This window comes from Gardnerella sp. DNF00109, from assembly GCF_049262845.1.
Taxonomy (GTDB): domain Bacteria; phylum Actinomycetota; class Actinomycetes; order Actinomycetales; family Bifidobacteriaceae; genus Bifidobacterium; species Bifidobacterium vaginale.
The window spans coordinates 1345844-1364624 of the sequence record NZ_CP058406.1; the positions used below are offsets into that span (position 1 = coordinate 1345844).

Sequence of the window (18781 nt, forward strand, 5' to 3'; positions counted from 1 at the left end):
AACGTCTTCGCTTGCGTTGAAAGCACACCGTGCTTTCAACCCTAAGCAAGCTCAGCGCTCCGAATTACCTTTTCGCGCTACGCTCTAAGCGAAAAGGTAGGTCGGAGCGCACTATTGTTGACTAAGAAGTCGCGTAGCGCGAGCGTTTTTAATCGCAAGAAATGCTATTCCAATGCCAATAAAAATCAGCGTAAAAATGGCAAGCAAATAAACAACACCCACTCCAAGCGTTGTGGAATTAAACGTGTTTGGCGCAAAACCAAACCATCCTGCAGGAGCCTTGTAATTCAAAAAATTGTACGGCGCTGCCATAGCATGCTCTCCCCATCGCACGCCAGCAAACTCGCTTAAACACACAGCGTACGCAACGTAAGTGAGCGGCGGAATCGTAGCAAAATAAACGTGCGCGCGGCTGGACTTGTACTTGTAATCAAAAAGAACAAAGTCAAAAATCGCAAGCAGCGGCGTTATAAAATGCACGCATAAGCTTGAGCACCCATTGTTCATGTACGCGCCAACAAATCCGAGCTTATTTGTAGGAGCCAAAAAGCACAGGTACAGCGTAAAAGTGACGGCGATTGAAATCGTCATCATAAATTTAAAAATGTACCATGCGTTTGGCTTTGCATCCACCCAGGCTCCAGCGCGCTCACTCTGTTCATCGTTTTTAGATTTAAGCGCACTTCGCGTGTCTAAAATCAGCGAGCCAAGCAGCGCAACACAAATCATCAAGTTAGAAAGATTCGTAAAATACGTTAGTGCCATTGAATCCCAAGACATTGCCATTCCGTAAATGGACGAAACTATTGCAATAATTCGAATCATGGTTCTTGTAACGTAATCTTTGCGCGCCAAGACTAGTGTTTCGCTCATTCTTATCTCGCTTTCAAATAATTTTTAACTCTCATCTATGTTCTTCAATGTTTTACATAAATAAGATTTACTATACTTGACTCCGATCTAGGAATAGCAAAACGTGCAAAATTTAATGGCGATTTTTGTAGATAAGGCCAAACAATCTCCTGCAGCGCAACGGTTCTGCCGAAACGTTGCAATGCTTGCTGTACGTTAACTCGCCACTAAATCCGTTTCCGCTAAGCACAGACGCCAACCATCCGCGCCTACCGAATGCGCCCGACGCGATGAAGAGTGCCATTAATATGCCGAACAAGAAGGTATACGTAATAGCAGCGTTTCCACCAGTAAACGGCAGCGGAATCGGCGACACGTTGATGCCAGTAATCTTTATGTATCCTATGATCGGAGCTGTTTCTTTACTCTCATCATAGCCAACGCTCTTATTATCTGACTTATCTTTTGTCTGCGCGTATACGGCGTAAACAGCCGTATTGCCATGCGTGACAAGCATCTGCTGCAATTTGTCAGAATCTACACTTGCGTTTCCGCTATTATCGCGCTTCAAAATAGGCGTGCAATCTTTATCTTGAGGCTTATTATTGTTCATCCAACGCACGCATACTTGAAGATTCTTCTCAACTACGTCTCGAGAATCAAAATCATCGCTAGCATCTACTAACAATTCTTTGCCGCCCACTTTACCGTTAGTGTCTGGATTACCTGTGAAAGTGAACTTAATGTCATTAGCACTAACCTCGTAAGGTTTAGCCATAGTCGAAGATTTAAGCAAACCAATAGATTCAGCTTTAGGCTTTATTACATCAACCGGCACTACGTATACTGGAAGAAGTGTAGGTGCAGAGGCAACATTCTTAAAATGAGTTTGTGCATCATAGCCATACGTGTTCTTTAAGCTATACATTGCCCAACCGTTAGAAAGCGACAAAGCATAAACTGGAGCAATAGCCTTTTTAGATGTTCCTTTTATGCCATCTGCAGTTTCTATGTTCTTATGTCCGCCTAAAACTTTTTCAAGATTAAATGATTCAGAATTGACACTCGTACAATTTGGATTTGCAGTATCACCGCCCTCACACCATTTGTTCACAGTAATATCTTGAGGACTCATATTCGAATAATTATTACCCAATGTACTGTAATTCATGCCATTAGTGTTAGAAACATTTAATCCGCCACCATAGTTTCCATTACCTAATACTAAATCAGGTATATTGATATACTCATCGTTCAGCGTGAAGAAACCAGAGCCATTGCCGAATTTATCTACTCTAGTTTTGCCATCAGGGAGCTGTACCGTAACTTCCTTACTACCTTCGCCATTTTTCTTATCTGTACCACTTACAACGCGCAAAGATGGTTGAATCTTCTTAAACTCATCTTCACTCATACCAGATGGAACATTCGGCTTAAGAGTGAGAGCATTCTGTAATTGGTTTAAATCGATGCGCTTGTCTTTCGTACTCGCGTTATAACGGTACACAAGCGATTGATGACCAGGCGCGCCAACCAGTTCAAAGCCAGGGTCGCTAGAACGCTCACCAATATATGGCTTCTTCTTATCCCAAGTAATCGTGTAGTCAGCGGCAGAATTACTATCACTTCGCAGCTTAGCAAATCTTGTTACAATATTGCGCCTAGGCTCTGGCGTTACAGTTCTCCTACGCCATCCGCGCGTAAGTATAAACGAGTCCTGCTCGCTACCTACATTAGAGTAATTATTGCGTCCATCATCCTGTTTTTGAGGAGCAACATAGTTCCCACGTTTCCACGTAACTTTCGACTCATTTGCGGCAAGAGTATCGTCATCATCATCTAAGCTAGCGTTACTATTGTCTACACTAACACCACTTCTTGTATTAGTAGCATTATCGAGCGAATCGTTATCACCCGAGTCTAGCCATTTGCCTCCTGCATTTCCGTTGCGCAATACATGATTCACAGCACGCTTTTCGGAATCATTCAGAAGCAGTGGATGCACTTGTACTACTTTCTTATTGACTACGACTGGGAAGAATACACAGTCAGACGGTTCACTCCACACCTTTGGAGCCTTACTTTCAGGACGGCATACAGAACTTCTCTTAGAAGACAAAGAGTCAACTGATTGAACACCTCGCATGTCTTCTTCTTTTGCACTATTTGCTCCGTTTTGAGCCTGACTTACATTTTCACTACCTGAAAGCTTCTTCAAATCATTATTAACAGAAGTAGTTTCATTAGCATCATTTGCTAACTCATCCAAATTTTCGGATTTAACGCCAGGCATATCTGACCAAGGTCCGTAAGATCCAGTGCGATTCCTTGCACGCACTACGCTTCCAGGGGCTAGGAAACCTGATGGGAACAATATTGCAGTTTTATCGCCACCAAATGCTGTCTGATTTAGATCATTTGTACTTAGCCCTTCTGGGAACGTGTAGCCATCACACAAACTCCACCTATCACCTGTTTTAGCTCTACATAATGCCAATGATTCACTAATATCACTATCATCATTTATACCTGTAGTAGCATCTGCACTTCTACTGTATATTGCATTAGCACCAGCATTCCTTAGCGATACTGTATTACCAGTTTTTGCTGCAGCTTTCTTTGCGCGAGCAAAATACACTACGAGTCGAGTTGCATTATTTCCAGAAATCACAGACACCTTATTGCTGTAATTAGGAGCAGAGGCTCCTTCCCAATCATGAAGCCACACGCCAGAACCAGACAAATCATTATAGTGATTACCATCGTATGCTCGCACAACTGGAGCTTTAGCTACAGTCCAATTGAACTTGAATTTGCCTACTACTGCTTCGTCACTCTTGTTTCCAGAGTCGTCAGTTACTTGCGCAATCATCTTGAAGGTTGGAGAATTTTTAGAATCGTTTCCACGCCATTTTTCTATAAATCCGCGCAACAGTTCCTTATTTGTATTGCCTCCTGTTACAAACCTTACGCGAGGAGCTTTTTTAGTTTTCGGATCTGTTGCACCTTCTGCTTCAATGTCTATGCTCAGAGTATCCTTCAAAGCTTTGCTTACACGCGTAGTCTTATCTGCAACATTGAAATCATCATCCAGTGCAAGCAAATCTACTACGTTGAATAATCCCGACTGCTTTGTAATATCAGTCTTGTTCATATCAATAGTCGTAACAGTTCCGCAAGAATTAGCATTTGTTTTAGTAGGATTGCACTCGCCAAGAAGCTTCTTACTAGGATCGTTAGCATCTTTTACTGAAATCCACGGCTTGTTCTTGTCTACTGGCACGAACCACACGTTAATTACATTTGGCGTGTGATCTTTGTCACCCTCGTCTCTGGCCTCTAATTCTCTCCACGGATTACCGTTGAAAATATATAGCTGCGCATGCAAAGGGTATTTGTTACCACTTTTCTTTAGAATAGCAGCACCAATATTAGCTCCAGAATCTTGCTGATTATAATCTTCGCCACCTGGCATAACGTAACCTTGAGGCTGAACAAAATTATCTTTATCAGTAATGTTATTGGTGAATATAGTCTGACCGCCGCCAAGATTACTGTAATTAACTAAATCAACGATATTAGCCCATTCTCCGCGCGCATTATTTACTTTACGAGCGTAGCCAATTCCATCACCACGATTAGGCATGCTGTTGTATCCACCCCACAGCTTTTCTATGGTTGTCTTATTAGTAGAATTAGCATCATTAGTGTTCAATGGGTATAGTGATGGCTGTATTTGGTTTCTAAGCCATCGGCTTTTCTTTGTGCCTTGGAATAAGCTCAAAGCCTCATTCGTGTTGAAGTTTTTATTATCACCTTGGTTAATGTTGAATCTGTACACCAAATACTGTGAGCTATTTTCATCACGACCGTACCACTTAAAGCCATCGTCTGTGTTACGACCGTTTATTTTTCCACTGCCGTATGACCAATCATAATCTGCACGAATATTAACAAATCGCGTGATTTTCTTCTGCTTTGGATCAAGTACAGTTTCCTGATTTTGATCATCTTTAGTGTCATTGCCTGTACCAGTTGCTTTTACTACTTTAAAAGTCTTTTCTGAACCTGACTTACCTTGAGCTGTATTTTTAGTGTCAGGAGTTACAGAAAGGCAGATTTTATACTGCTTTGTGTTGTCTTTACAAGAATATTTATCGCTTGTGCCGCCAAGAGTTTTAGTTTCATCTTTCGACCAACCAATTTCATCTTTTCGGTATTGGAACAAACGCGGATTCTTTTGCTTAATTTTATCTATCAAACCTTGTTTTTCGGAAGGATTCAGCTCATACGGGTTCACCTGAACCATGCCATCGTCTGGCCAAGTCATATCTAATGGCAATGGGTCAGAAGATGCATTCAAAGTTGTTTGAAGCTGAGAAGCATTATTGCCAACACCCGCATAAATTCTTGAACCAATCTCTGCCAAATGCTCTGGGATAGTTATTTCACCAGTTTTTGGATCAAATGTTATATCCTTCTCATAAGGCATAAAGTTAGTAAAGTACGAATGATCAGGTTTATCATCGTTAAGCTGTTGCCAATCTTCACCTGCTTGACGAGTTAACATAATACCGTGGCATGATTTATTAGGACAATCACTAAATATTCTGAATGTATCAGTTTCTCCTACAGGCTTCTGCTTTGGCTCACCTCTTTTCCATATGCGAACAGCTAATACTGCAACTTGCTTAGATTTTGTTAAAAGATTAACTTTACCAACGTATCTACCATTTGGCTGTTTTTGCCAACGAACATTAGGAGCAGTAAACTCATCGCCAGTTATAATAAGCTTAATCTTTTTTTGAACCTTATTTCCAGCATCATCCCAAGCGTGGAACGTAAACTCTTTAACACCAGAATCATTAGATTTAAGTTCAGGACCATTTGTTTCACTTGTAGTTACATAACCTGATTGATCTGTAGCACTATCAACGCCTACAGGCTTAGATTGATCATATTTATTAAAAGCAGTTGCTTTAAATTGTTCACTTGTTGACTGTATATCTGTTTTATTGTTGTTATCTTTTACCTTTTCTTTGGTTCCCATGTACACGTGTTTATCATCGTGACCAGTTACTAGGAATCTAATTCTGCTGCCAACCGATATTTTCATACCATTTTCAGGCACAGATCTAGGCTCTCCACCATTGATGCTAACTTTTACGTCTATAGTCGGCTTCTCATCATCAACATGCGTAAACACAAGTGGTAATACGCCAGTAGACTCATCCCAATACGTTATTTTTGCGTACTTTGCAGCAACATACACTGGCTTTACTTCTGGCTGTTCACCAAATTGAAGCATAATACGATTTTCATCATTAGGATTAGTTGGGGTTGCGTATTCTTCTTTTACAGGATTTGAGAAGTAGTCTTTTGCAAGTTTCGCATATTTTGCTTTTTCGTCGCCAGTTAACTTTTGGTCAACTGTTTTACCACTAGGCGCATCATAAAGTTTCCAAATATAACGCTTTGTATCATTTAGCGGCCTAAGCTTACACTCTTGACTATCTTTATTTTTCGCAGCTGCATCCGCTTGTGCAGACTTATCTGCAGCTTTATCAGCAGCTTTGTCATCATCGCCCTTGCACGGGTCTACTACGTTTACAACTGGTACTCTTACAGCAACCTTCGTTTCTGCATCTTTTAGAGTACTAGACTTCTTAAGTGAACCATCTGCATTTGTCCATTCAACACTATAAATGGCGCGATCTTTAATCGCCGCGTTTGCACCAGAATCTTGGCTATACAAATAACTATCGTTAAGCGGATACTCTAAACCATGAGCATCACCGGGAATTTTACCATCCTTAATAGAACCGTAGTAAACAGAGTCATCTGAATCTGAATATTTACTATAGTTTTCAAGATTATTACTACTATGCGAATCTGGCATATATAAACGCGGATTCAATGCGTGAGCAAATTCATATATTTTACCCTTGTTATCAAGATAATTTACATAATCTGCAGCTTTTCCTAAACTATCTTTAGAAGACCTATATTTTGGATTATCTTGCCACTCTTGAGTCTGCAGTGGTCTGAACACATCCGCTTGACCAATAATATTGTACTTTACTTTTTTAGCAGAACCCATTTGAAGCTTGTCATTCCAATATTGAACAGTCAAATCGTGTATGCCAAACTTTGAATCTTTTGTATTAATATTAGTTTTAGGATCTAATGGTTTTCGCCACCATCTGTTTCCACGAGCGTACTTGTTTTCTGACGCATTATACTTTGGCAATAATGAAAGCTGGCCTTTAGCCCAAACTGTATTATTACCACATTGTGCTTCAGTATCTTTATCACACACTTCTTGTCTTGTAGGTTGGAATAACAAACTCGTAACATCAATATTCTTAGTATGAGCCAATAATTGACCATTATTGCTAGTAAAAGGACCTAAATGTGTACCACGAAGGAAGGAGTAATGCGGCACATTTATATCTACAAGATTAGGTATTCCATACCATTGCTGATACAAAGTAGTGTATTCGTAAGTTGTATGGCCTGATCCAATACGATAATTTGACAAAGAGTATTTAGGATTCCTACTATATGGATCGCCTAAACCGTATCTTGAAAGAGGACCATGCCAAGTATCTCCATAATAGCTTCCTGCACCATAGTAGGAAGTACTCAGTTTTCCATATTTACCATTATTCGATGTTGTATAGTGAATATGGTAGCTATAAGGTGATTTGCTCTCATCAAATTGATTACGTAATGCAAAAATCTTTGCTCGTGGCTCTTTATCAGTTCCTCGAAGCTCAGAAAAGAGGTTATCTATCAATTTTATATAAGTGTCATTAAATTTTTGAGTACCATCTGGAGGAAGACGAGTACCAGCTTTATGTTCACCTTCACTTGGGAAACCATAGTTACCAGAATGATAGCAGTCAAAGCCGTAAGAATCACATAATCCAAGTTTACTATTGCTATCATCTCTAGACTTTTGCGTTCCACCTTCAAAAACACCAACATTGTCTATAGCATTTGAATTACCAATTCGATACCACGCTTTATCAAGGGTCTCGCCATCGTTAAGTGTCTCTTTTCTAGTGCCCTCATCAATACAAAAACCGTTTGGATTAACCCAATCTTTTGCGCAACCGCGATTCTTTGCATCAAAATGCAAGCGCTCTACATACTGGTCATACTGACCATTACTTGTGTCGAGACTCTGATCTTTAGGAACAACAAAATAGGTCAAAGCTTTAGCAGCACCATGAATGCGCGCACCCATGTTTACAAGTACATCCCAAATATATCCATTACCATCACGTTTAGGAGTACGTTTCATAAAAATGTAATCGTGAACATCGTCAAGCTGAATACGATTTAAAGAATCAACACCATTTTTATTTTTCAAATAAGCTAAGTTACGTATACGTTTTTGCAGGTATGTTCCACGCGGATATGGAGTAAAGTTTGGATCATTATTCGTATAAATACCCTGAGGTTGATCATAGCCACTATCTTCGCGCCAAGGATTATCTCCACGTTCCATATCAGCACCTTTTGACGCGCGATGACCTGTTTCATCACCATCATCTGTAATGCATTCAGAACGAGCATAATTACGATTACAGCCGGGACGAAACTCCATCCTGCTGCGATCGTAACCCATTTTGTCTCCATTTGAAGATCGTTCTGTATTATTGAATATTTCATTGGAGCGATCCATGCCAAAAGAAGTATAAGATGCACCCTGCTTAGCCATACCTTTGGCAGCGCTCATCATAGCACTGTCAATAAGTCCTTTATCAGACGCATCACCCTTAGCGGCGTTGTTAGCAAGATTATTATTTACGCTTACACCATTTTTCAGCTTTGCAAACGCATTGTTTTGTCCATCGACAAAAACTGGAGGTTGCGATGGCGCAGAAATATCGGCATTATCTGCATCTACATCGGCATTAGGCTTAGCAGCAGATTTAGGCTTATCGCCAGACTTATTGGACTCATGCTTTTTACCAGAATTACCAGAGATAGCCGCATTCGCGGCAGTGCCACTGTCAGCAGCTACAGCGGTGTTTGCAGTTAGGCACATCGGCAGCCACATAGCCACCGAAATCAGGAAAATAAGAGCAGCCTTAGTCGCATGCTGAGCTAAACGCCCTATCAAGACGATAACGCTTAGCAAACCCGTCCAAATACTTCTCATTTGTCCACCTAAACTCTCGTGTGCTAATTTCCACATGCCAATCAATGTATTAAGTTTTAAAATCTTAAATTTTGATGTATTTAAATTTTGATGTATTAAACGCATCAATTTTTTAACGTATTAAGTTTTAACCTATTAACTTTTCAGTTTTTTAAGCTTTGAAGCCTTCGGACGCTTGCCCTGCGCAAAACCATCAATAATCGACTCAAAGGATTCCTGACTAATCCTTCTCGCTTCTTCGGAATCCCTATACATCTGCTTGTTTTGGTCGCCATAAATGCCAAGCCAAAGAGTATCGTTAGTCTGGTCATCACCATTGGCATCACTATGGTCATCACCATTATTTCGATCATCGCCGTTCTGCTTATCGTTTTTCTTCTTTTTCTTCTTAACAATCGGCAGACCAGCCCAGTAAATGTAGCCTCCAACCACACTCAGGCTTGCAATGCTCCCAACAAGCCACCACGGGAATCTCGGAACATCTGGCTTTTTACCAAGCAAAGACTTGTCGGCGGCAGGCGTCGGCACTACGCGCTCCCCCGTGACCAAGATTCTCTGTGTGTTGATTCCAAGCGGTGTGCAAGTAATCAGAGTCACAAGATCCTTGCCTGGCACTGCAGCAATTTTCTTTGTTTCGTCTGGGTTTACAACAATTTTTTCTATCACCTTGTAAGTGAGAATCTCGTCAAAAACCTCGATCGTAAAAGAATCGCCCTTATCTATCTCATCCAATCTCGTGAACATTTCCGCACTAGCCAAACCGCGGTGGCCAGTAATCACGGAACGAGTTCCTAATCCTCCAACTGGTAGAGAAGTTCCGCGCAAATGTCCAAGTCCCTTAAGCAGAGTATCGTCCTGCGTACCGTGATACACGGGCAAATCTAGGTCAATTTTCTTAATGCGAAGGCGAGCCATAAGACCATCGTCATTCGCTTTCAACTGATCCCAATAGTTTTGACTAACGTCAGACGTTTCGCCATGGGATGTTGGAATATTCGTGTTCGCCTCATATATTGCGCCTACGGATAGCTTGCGATTGTATTCGCGCGCGCGAGCCAGCTGCTCATGCGGAGCTGGAATAGCATGCGTGATTAGCTTAGCGTATTCTTCGGCTACTTCCGACATGTGATACTGGCTTAACCACATTGCTGCATGTGGGTATAACAGTGAGGCGAACGATGCGGTTAATAGAAGCGCTGGAACGATAGAAGATTTAGAAAATCTCCACTTTCGCTTATCGCGCTTCTTATGCTTAACCACAACGTTTCGATTTAAGAATAAAAACCTAAGCATTTGTTGCTTTGCGATTGGACTTGAAATTGGATTTACGATTTTATTTGTGATTTGATCTGCGACTTGATCTGCGACTTAATTTTCGATTTTGTAAGCCGATGCGAGTATTCGCGAATCCGCGCAATTCACTCACTTGAATACGCAAACACTCGCATACAGCTTAAATCACAAAACAATCACAAAATAATCACAAAACCAAGTAAGCCTTACGCTTCTTCTTGTTCCTTGCGGCGACGGGTGATGATGTAGAACAACGTGCCGCCCAAGCCAACAATGCCGAATGCAGTGAGCAACACTAAGCCGCGCGCACCAGTCATTGGCAGTGCTGCGAGGATCTTGTCTAAGCCAGTGGCTTTCTTGTTTTCGATTTCCTTAGTATTGTTCTTTGTAGCATCTGCAGCAGTATCTGCCTTCAAAGCAACGCACTTAGGAGTAGAATCAAGCAAATAACCAGCAGGAGCCTCAGTCTCAACCACGCAGTAAAGCTTAGTTGTTACAGCAGGATTAGTTTCCTTTGAATTGTAGACGAACAATCTTACGGAATCTGTACCTTCAGTCTTAGCTCCACCATCAGTCTTTTCTTTAGTTTTTAGTGAAACATTATTGAGCTTAGTTCCAGCATCCTGATTATTCTTCTTAATCTTGCCATCTGAAACAGTAAAAGTGTCATTTGCAGTTGCAGATGTGTCAGTAACCTCATATACATCAAACTTTGCATCATTCAAAGGCAACTTTTTCTTATCACCATTTGCGCCGATTTCTTCCGTAACCTTATTAACAGTCAACGTACCAAAGTGAGCGGTATCATTAGGAATGTCGTCACCACCGCAGTCACCATCTTTCTTGGTTGGTGTACATGGATCATTACCATCACCGTTACCAGTCTTATTATCATCAACGTACGTATTGGCTACGTTAGCAATGTCCTTAACAGTATCAGCAACTTTAGTGACAAGCTCTACCTCAAGCTTAACAACTTTCCCATCAGTGGCTGCAGTATAAGCAGTATACGCTTTATTAAGACCTTTACCGGCATCATTCTTCAAAGAGAACGAAACTACTTTAGTATTAGAATCATTAGTAGCAGTATAATCATCTTCTGTAAGCGGTACTTCATCAGGAGTCGAGAGTTTCTGACCATCTTTACTATAAGTTACAAGTTTTGCACTGCTAATCTTATCGTAAGTTAAACCATTTTCTAGCTTATCCTTAAAACCGATCTTCTCGTACTTATTGCCATTCTTAGGAGCTGTGAGAGGAATCGCAATCTTCCAAGTTATAGTGGTTCCATTATTCGTCGTCAAGTCCTTACGATTTAACTCACTGACTGTCTTGGTTGGACGTTCCTTGCTTGTATCATTCTTTGGATACACATTAACAGCGTAAATCCAAGGATTAGCCTTGTCTTTAGGATTTGGAAGAGGAGTGGTCACAAAGAACGGAGAAACACGCTTTGTAATGGAAACCTTTTTCCATGTGCCGTCTTCTTGTAATTGTGCACCAGAAGTATCGGTTTCTTCGATGTAGTAAAGACCCATAGCAAGATTTTCAAACTTGGCTTCACCTTTATCATCGGTTTCTTTCTCAGTACCATTTGTATCAGCTTTAGCAAATTCAGCCTGAGCGCCATTAATAAAATCGGAAGCCGTCTTTTTACCATTAGTAGCTGTTTCAACTAAATTATCTAAGCCTTTAATCTTTTCCCAGTCTGAAGACTTTGAAAGATCAATCTCATCAGAAGAATTTGTATTCTTCTTCTTTACTCGCCATAGAGTAAACTTAACACCCTTAACTGGCTTCTTATCTCTTAAAGTCTTAACAGTACCATCAGAACGTTCACCAGTTGCAGGACCTTGATACTTGTGAATAATAATGGATGTAGCGCTCTTTTTGCCCTGATTAATATTAGCAGTGTCAACACCCTTAGCCTCACCCTGCGCATAAGCAATAGAGCCAGCAATACAGCATGTTCCAAGTGTGCATACCGCCGCCAAAACAGCAACGGTGCGCTTCAGCGAATTCGTATTTAAACGCATGTTTCCTCTCTTCTTTAGAGTGACATCTCGTTATGAGAATTTTGTGTTTAGAAAGAATCGCCCATGTGATTAGACTTTTCCGCAAAAATCGCATAAATATCGCGAACTACAGATTCCTCTCACTGGACTTCTATGCGCACTAAAGCTGTGCGCCAAACCTTCATTGACTAAAACAGACTAGCATTTTGCAGCGTAAAAATCACCTAAAAATCACCTAACAAAAGCCTACTAAAATAAGCTTTTAATACCCCCCCCCCCGGTATCGTTGAAATATCAGGGTTTTCTCAGCTTAATAAGTGATTAAAATTGTTAAAAATTCTTTCCGAATTTTTGCTAAATTCGCACCTTGGCGTGTCGAATAAACCGCGTCGTTATCGCTTGCGCGAACAGCGCGCGAACGTCTTCGCCGCGCAGAAGCAGTGCTTCTGCTTTGAGCGGCTCAGCGCTCCAAATTGCCTTTTCGCGCTACGCTCTAAGCGAAAAGGCAGGTCGTCGCGCGCGTTTGTTTTTCCCTTTTTCAGCAAATATGACTACAAACACGGGCAAAAATACACAAACACAAGCGAATCAAGTCAAATTGCATTTTATAGCAAAATGTCGATTCTGCAATAAATCATCAAAATAAAATTGTCGATTTTGCAAAAATCTGTTAAAATAAAATAATCGATTTTGCAAAGAATGGCGGAATTACAATGATTTATAACCTTAATCAATCAGCATCTAGCACAACAAACACTGCACGCAAATTTCCACGCAAAATCTATTCGCACATGCTCAATTGGAAAAACTCTTCTAACGGGAAAACAGCACTACTCATAGAAGGACCACGACGCGTAGGAAAATCCACTATTGTAAAAGAGTTTGCGCAAAATGAGTATGAAAGTTACATATTAGTGGATTTTTACACAGCATCTCCAGAAGTAAAACAACTATTTGAAGACCTTTCAGATTTAAACTACATCTTCTTGCAACTCCAGCTTACATATAAAACAAGCCTCAAAGAACGCAAGTCGTGCATTATTTTTGATGAAGTTCAACTCTGCCCAAAAGCGCGCCAAGCAATTAAAGCCCTAGTCAACGACGGAAGATACGACTACATAGAAACGGGCTCACTAATTTCAATCCACAAAAACGTTAAAAATATTCTTATTCCAAGCGAAGAACGCAAACTAAAAATGCATCCTATGGATTATGAGGAATTTAAATGGGCACTTGGCGACAATACAACCATTCCGCTTCTAAAAAAACTCTACGATTCTAAAAAACCAATCGGTCAAGCAGCATGCAGAAAAATGCTAAGAGATTTTAGACTTTATATGCTTGTTGGAGGAATGCCACAAGCTGTTGAAAGCTATATTGAAACCAACGATTTTAGTGCTGTAGATAGAGTAAAACGCGATATTCTTTCACTTTACGAAGATGATTTTATAAAAATAGACCCTACTGGTAAAATATCTGCAATTTTTGATTCTATACCAGCTCAGCTCATGTCTAACACTTCCCGTTACCATGTTTCGAGCGTTCTTGCTGGCAACAGAGCAAATACTGTTCTTGAACAACTAGCTCAACTAGAAGATTCTGGAACTGTGCTAATCTCCCATCATACTAACGATCCTAATTCCGGAATGGCTCAACACAAAGATTTATCTAAGTTCAAACTCTTTCTTGCAGATACTGGCTTGTTTGTTACGTTAGCATTTAAAGACAAGTCTTTTACAAGCAACGACATTTATATGCGATTGTTAAACGATAAGTTGCAAGCAAATCTAGGTTATGTATACGAAAATATTGTTGCTCAAACTTTGAGCACTCATGGACACGAATTGTATTATCACACTTTTATGGACGGCGACGCGCGCTTAATCGCGGACGATACTAATGTTGAGATTGACAATCACGATAATCGAAATAATCACAACAATCGCAGCTATGAAGTAGATTTCTTGATTGCTGATAAGAACAAGATTGTGCCGATTGAAGTAAAGAGCTCAGGTTATAAAACGCATGCTTCGCTTGATACTTTCGCGCGCAAGTTTTCTTCGCGAATCGCACGGGAAATTCTGATTTATACAAAAGACTACCAACATAACGGAATGCTGGAATACATTCCAATAGTAATGACTGAGTTCTTGTAATTCCCCACGTTTGTTCCCTTTCTGGTTGATTTGGAAAACAAAAGCAGGATAAAGTAAACGCAAAAAAAACAAAAAAAAACAAAAAGCCGCTGCAAGATGTGTAAAACAACTTGCAACGGCTAATTCAATTCAGACTAGCAAAATCAAACCTAGAGATTTAAGCAAATCACCCATAAATAATATAGATAGCCTAAAATCGCCAGTTATACCTAGCCTGATTAGTTAAGGTCATCGTCATAATCACCCTGACCACCCTGATCATCAAGGAAGTCATCTGGATTAAACTCATCCCCAAGCTGCATGTCGCCAAAATCAATGTTCGAGAAATCAACATCTCCCATGTTGCTCTCGCCAAAGTTTGACGGAGTGCCATTTGCTCCACCCAAACCAAGGTTTGGATAAACAGCATCACGCACCTCAGGATCTGCAAAGACATCCGCATTACGATAACGCGCCAAACCAGTACCAGCTGGGATGAGCTTACCAATAATAACGTTCTCCTTCAAGCCCTTAAGATCATCTTCCTTCTGGCTCAAAGCAGCTTCAGTAAGCACGCGAGTAGTCTCCTGGAAGGATGCGGCAGAAAGCCAAGAATCTGTAGCCAAAGAAGCCTTTGTAATACCCATAAGCTCTGGACGACCAGCAGCAGGCTTACCACCATTCTTAACAGCCTCAAGATTTGCTTCACGGAACTTAGCCTGATCCACAAGTTCGCCTGGAAGAAGGTTCGTGTCTCCAGAATCAATCACCGTAATGCGGCGAAGCATCTGGTGAACAATAACCTCAATATGCTTATCGTGAATATCAACGCCCTGAGAACGGTACACGTTGTGCACTTCTTCCACAATGTTCACCTGAGCAGCACGAGGACCAAGAATTCGCAGAATCTTCTTAGGATCCACAGAACCTTCAATCAGCTGCGTACCAACCTCAACGTGGTCTCCATCCTTAACAAGCATTGGAGCACGACGAGTTACTGGGTAAACGATTGGCTCAACCGTAGTATCGTCTGGAGTCAAAGTCACCTGACGACCATGGTCAGTATCCTCAACCTTCACAACACCTGGGAACTCAGCAATTGGAGCCTCGCCCTTAGGTGTACGAGCCTCGAAAAGCTCGGTAACACGAGGAAGACCCTGCGTAATATCGCTTGCCGAAGCAACACCACCAGAGTGGAAGGAACGAAGCGTAAGCTGCGTACCAGGCTCACCAATGGACTGTGCTGCAACAATACCAACAGCCTCGCCAACATCAACAAGAGAGCTTGTAGCCAAAGACCAACCGTAGCACTTTGCGCAAACGCCACGCTTAGACTCGCAAGTAAGCACAGAACGAGCCTTAACTTCTTCGACACCATGCGCAACCAAGTCACGCAAAACATCCATCGAAAGCGCGTCACCACACTTTGCCAAAACGGTTGTACCATCTGCTGGATCGAGAACATCTGCAGCAAGCAAGCGCGAGTATGGACCACCATCAGCAGCCTTAACAAGCGTCAAATTGCCATTTTCGTCGCGGTCCGCAATCTTCATCATAAGACCACGCTTTGTGCCGCAATCTTCCTCACGAACAATAACTTCCTGAGAAACGTCCACAAGACGACGAGTCAAGTAACCAGATTCTGCAGTACGAAGTGCGGTATCAGCCAAGCCCTTACGCGCACCGTGCTGGGAGATGAAGTACTCCAACACAGAAAGACCATCACGGTAGTTTGACTTAACAGGACGAGGAATAATCTCACCCTTAGGGTTTGCCACTAAGCCTCGCATACCAGCAATCTGACGAATCTGCATCCAGTTACCGCGTGCACCAGACTGAACCATGATGTTCACGTTGTTATCATCATGGAAGTTCTCGCGCATAGCATCTGCAACCTTATCGGTGCATTCAGTCCACAAGTTAATCAACTCTTGACGACGCTCTTCATCTGTAAGAAGACCCATATCGTACTGGGAGTTAATCTTTGCAGCCTGATTCTCGTAGTCTTGTGCAATAGCCTCACGATTTGAAGGAAGCACAATATCAGAGAATGCCATTGTAACGCCAGACCAAGGTGCTCGAGTAAAGCCAAGATCCTTCAAAGCATCAAGGGATGCGGCTACCTGAGCAGTGGAATAACGTGTAGCAATATCGTCAACAATCTTGGAGAGAACACCCTTTGGAACCTGCTGGTTCACAAACGGATAGTCCTCTGGAAGAGTGCCGTTAAACAACACGCGACCGTAGGATGTGGCGAACAATACAGTTCCATCCTTAAAGCGCTCTTCATGAACAACATCTGGGCTGCCTGGCTCTGGATCTACGACCTTAAGTTCTCCTGGCTCCCAATCCTTTGGTAGCACAAAGTCCTCTGGCACGCGGATTAATACCTTTGCCTGCATGTCAATCTCATGCTTGTCGAGTGCCATTTGAGCCTCTGCAAGCGAAGAGAAGATTCTGCCTTGACCCTTTGCACCGTCTATTACTGTAGACAAGTAGTACAAGCCCAAAATCATATCCTGAGATGGCATGGTAACAGTGTGACCATCTGCTGGCTTCAAGATATTGTCGGATGCCATCATCAAGCTGCGAGCTTCTGCCTGAGCTTCGGCGGAAAGTGGCAAATGCACTGCCATCTGGTCACCATCGAAGTCAGCGTTGAATGCGGCGCAAGCAAGTGGTGGAAGGTGAATTGCTTTACCTTCAACCAAAATTGGCTCAAATGCCTGAATACCCAAACGGTGAAGTGTAGGAGCACGGTTAAGAAGCACAGGATGTTCAGAAATAACTTCCTCAAGCACGCCCCAAACCTCGGAATCTCCGCGATCTACAAGGCGCTTTGCGCTCTTCATATTCTGAGCAAAGCCCTGATCCACCAAACGCTTAATAACGAATGGCTTAAACAGCTCCAACGCCATTGGCTTAGGCAAACCGCATTGATGCATGCGGAGGCTTGGTCCAACAACGATTACGGAACGGCCAGAATAATCAACTCGCTTACCGAGCAAGTTCTGGCGGAATCGACCCTGCTTACCTTTAAGCATATCGGAAAGCGACTTTAGTGGACGGTTCGATGCACCAGTTACTGGGCGACCACGACGACCGTTGTCGAAGAGTGAATCAACTGCTTCCTGAAGCATGCGCTTTTCGTTATTAAGCATGATTTCAGGAGCACCAAGTTCAATCAACCTCTTCAAACGATTGTTACGGTTGATTACTCGACGGTACAAGTCGTTCAAATCGGATGTTGCAAAGCGTCCACCATCAAGCTGAACCATTGGTCGCAAATCTGGTGGGATTACTGGAATAACGTCCAAAACCATTGCTTCTGGCTTGTTTCCAGTAGTCAAGAACGCGTTTACAACTTTAAGTCGCTTCAAAGCGCGCGCCTTGCGCTGACCAGTACCATTGTCGATTTCTTCGCGAAGTTCTACGGCAGCAGACTTAAGGTCGAAGTCCTGCAAGCGCTTCTTGATTGCTTCAGCACCCATGCAGCCTTCAAAATAGTCACCGTAGCGGTCTTCCATTTCTCGCCAAAGGTCAACATCGCCTTCCATATCTCCTGCGCGTAAGCCCTTAAAGCGATCGAAAACTGCGTTCAAACGCTGAATCTGCTCATCGTAGCGAGTACGAATAGCAGCCATTTCTCGCTCTGCTCCAGCGCGCAATTTAGACTTTGCGTTGCCTTTTGCTTCGCCTGATTCTTCCAGCTCGTGCAGGTCTTCTTCTACCTTCTTTGCGCGAGCTTCAATCTCATTGTCGCGGCGCTTACGAAGATTGCCGATTTCCGTATCGAACTCGTCTTGCAAGTCTGGAAGATCTTGGTGACGCTGCTCTTCATCTACCTTAGTAACCATGTAGGCTGCAAAGTAAATAACCTTTTCCAAGTCTTTTGGAGCAATATCAAGCAGGTAACCCAAGCGGCTTGGCACACCCTTGAAGAACCAAATGTGTGTTACAGGAGCCGCAAGCTCAATATGACCCATGCGTTCACGGCGAACGCGGCTGCGTGTAACTTCCACGCCGCATCGCTCGCACACGATTCCCTTAAAGCGCACGCGCTTATACTTGCCGCACGCGCACTCCCAGTCGCGAGTAGGACCGAAAATCTGCTCACCGAACAGACCATCCTTCTCTGGTTTAAGGGTACGGTAATTAATGGTTTCTGGCTTCTTAACCTCGCCGTGGCTCCAGCTACGGATGTCGTCGGCGGTTGCCAGTCCAATCCTCAGTTTGTCAAATGCGTTGACGTCCAGCACTATTATCGTCCTGTCTCATGAAATTGTTTTTCTAAGTTTCTTAAAGTGATTAGT

Annotated in this window: 6 protein-coding genes; 1 reads left to right on the plus strand and 5 read right to left on the minus strand. The window is 42.3% G+C overall.

Features of this window, described 5'->3' with window-relative positions:
- Positions 1-111: 111 nt before the first annotated feature.
- From HXT20_RS05315 to HXT20_RS05330, 4 genes are all read right to left on the minus strand, one after another.
- Positions 112-873, minus strand: a complete 762-nt coding sequence (locus HXT20_RS05315) for a hypothetical protein (protein ID WP_410309783.1) — start codon at positions 871-873, stop codon at positions 112-114.
- 112 nt (positions 874-985) lie between these two features.
- Positions 986-9025 carry a cell wall-binding protein gene (locus HXT20_RS05320; protein ID WP_422114300.1) on the minus strand — a complete coding sequence of 2680 codons (8040 nt, stop codon included), beginning with the start codon at positions 9023-9025 and terminating at the stop codon, positions 986-988.
- Positions 9026-9160: 135 nt separating this feature from the next.
- Positions 9161-10318: a class C sortase gene (locus tag HXT20_RS05325; protein ID WP_410310840.1), complete on the minus strand. Its 1158-nt coding sequence runs from the start codon at positions 10316-10318 to the stop codon at positions 9161-9163.
- A 206-nt stretch (positions 10319-10524) separates the two neighbouring features.
- Positions 10525-12354 carry a SpaH/EbpB family LPXTG-anchored major pilin gene (locus HXT20_RS05330; RefSeq protein ID WP_422114301.1) on the minus strand — a complete coding sequence of 610 codons (1830 nt, stop codon included), beginning with the start codon at positions 12352-12354 and terminating at the stop codon, positions 10525-10527.
- 692 nt (positions 12355-13046) lie between these two features.
- Between HXT20_RS05330 and HXT20_RS05335 the strand changes: the two genes are divergently transcribed.
- Entirely contained in the window at positions 13047-14489 is a 1443-nt protein-coding gene (locus HXT20_RS05335; protein WP_103013348.1) for an ATP-binding protein, read from the plus strand.
- A 218-nt stretch (positions 14490-14707) separates the two neighbouring features.
- Here HXT20_RS05335 and HXT20_RS05340 read toward each other — a convergent pair whose 3' ends face one another.
- The gene (locus HXT20_RS05340) at positions 14708-18727 is read right to left on the minus strand and encodes a DNA-directed RNA polymerase subunit beta' (RefSeq protein WP_004573798.1); all 4020 of its coding nucleotides are present in this window, start codon (positions 18725-18727) and stop codon (positions 14708-14710) included.
- Positions 18728-18781: the final 54 nt, after the last annotated feature.

What these genes read in the sequence shown, in the direction of transcription:
- HXT20_RS05335 (WP_103013348.1), top strand. Translation starts at nt 13,047, where the DNA reads ATGATTTATAACCTTAATCAATCAGCATCTAGCACAACAAACACTGCA.
- HXT20_RS05325 (WP_410310840.1), bottom strand. Translation starts at nt 10,318, where the DNA reads ATGCTTAGGTTTTTATTCTTAAATCGAAACGTTGTGGTTAAGCATAAG.
- HXT20_RS05330 (WP_422114301.1), bottom strand. Translation starts at nt 12,354, where the DNA reads ATGCGTTTAAATACGAATTCGCTGAAGCGCACCGTTGCTGTTTTGGCG.
- HXT20_RS05315 (WP_410309783.1), bottom strand. Translation starts at nt 873, where the DNA reads ATGAGCGAAACACTAGTCTTGGCGCGCAAAGATTACGTTACAAGAACC.
- HXT20_RS05320 (WP_422114300.1), bottom strand. Translation starts at nt 9,025, where the DNA reads ATGAGAAGTATTTGGACGGGTTTGCTAAGCGTTATCGTCTTGATAGGG.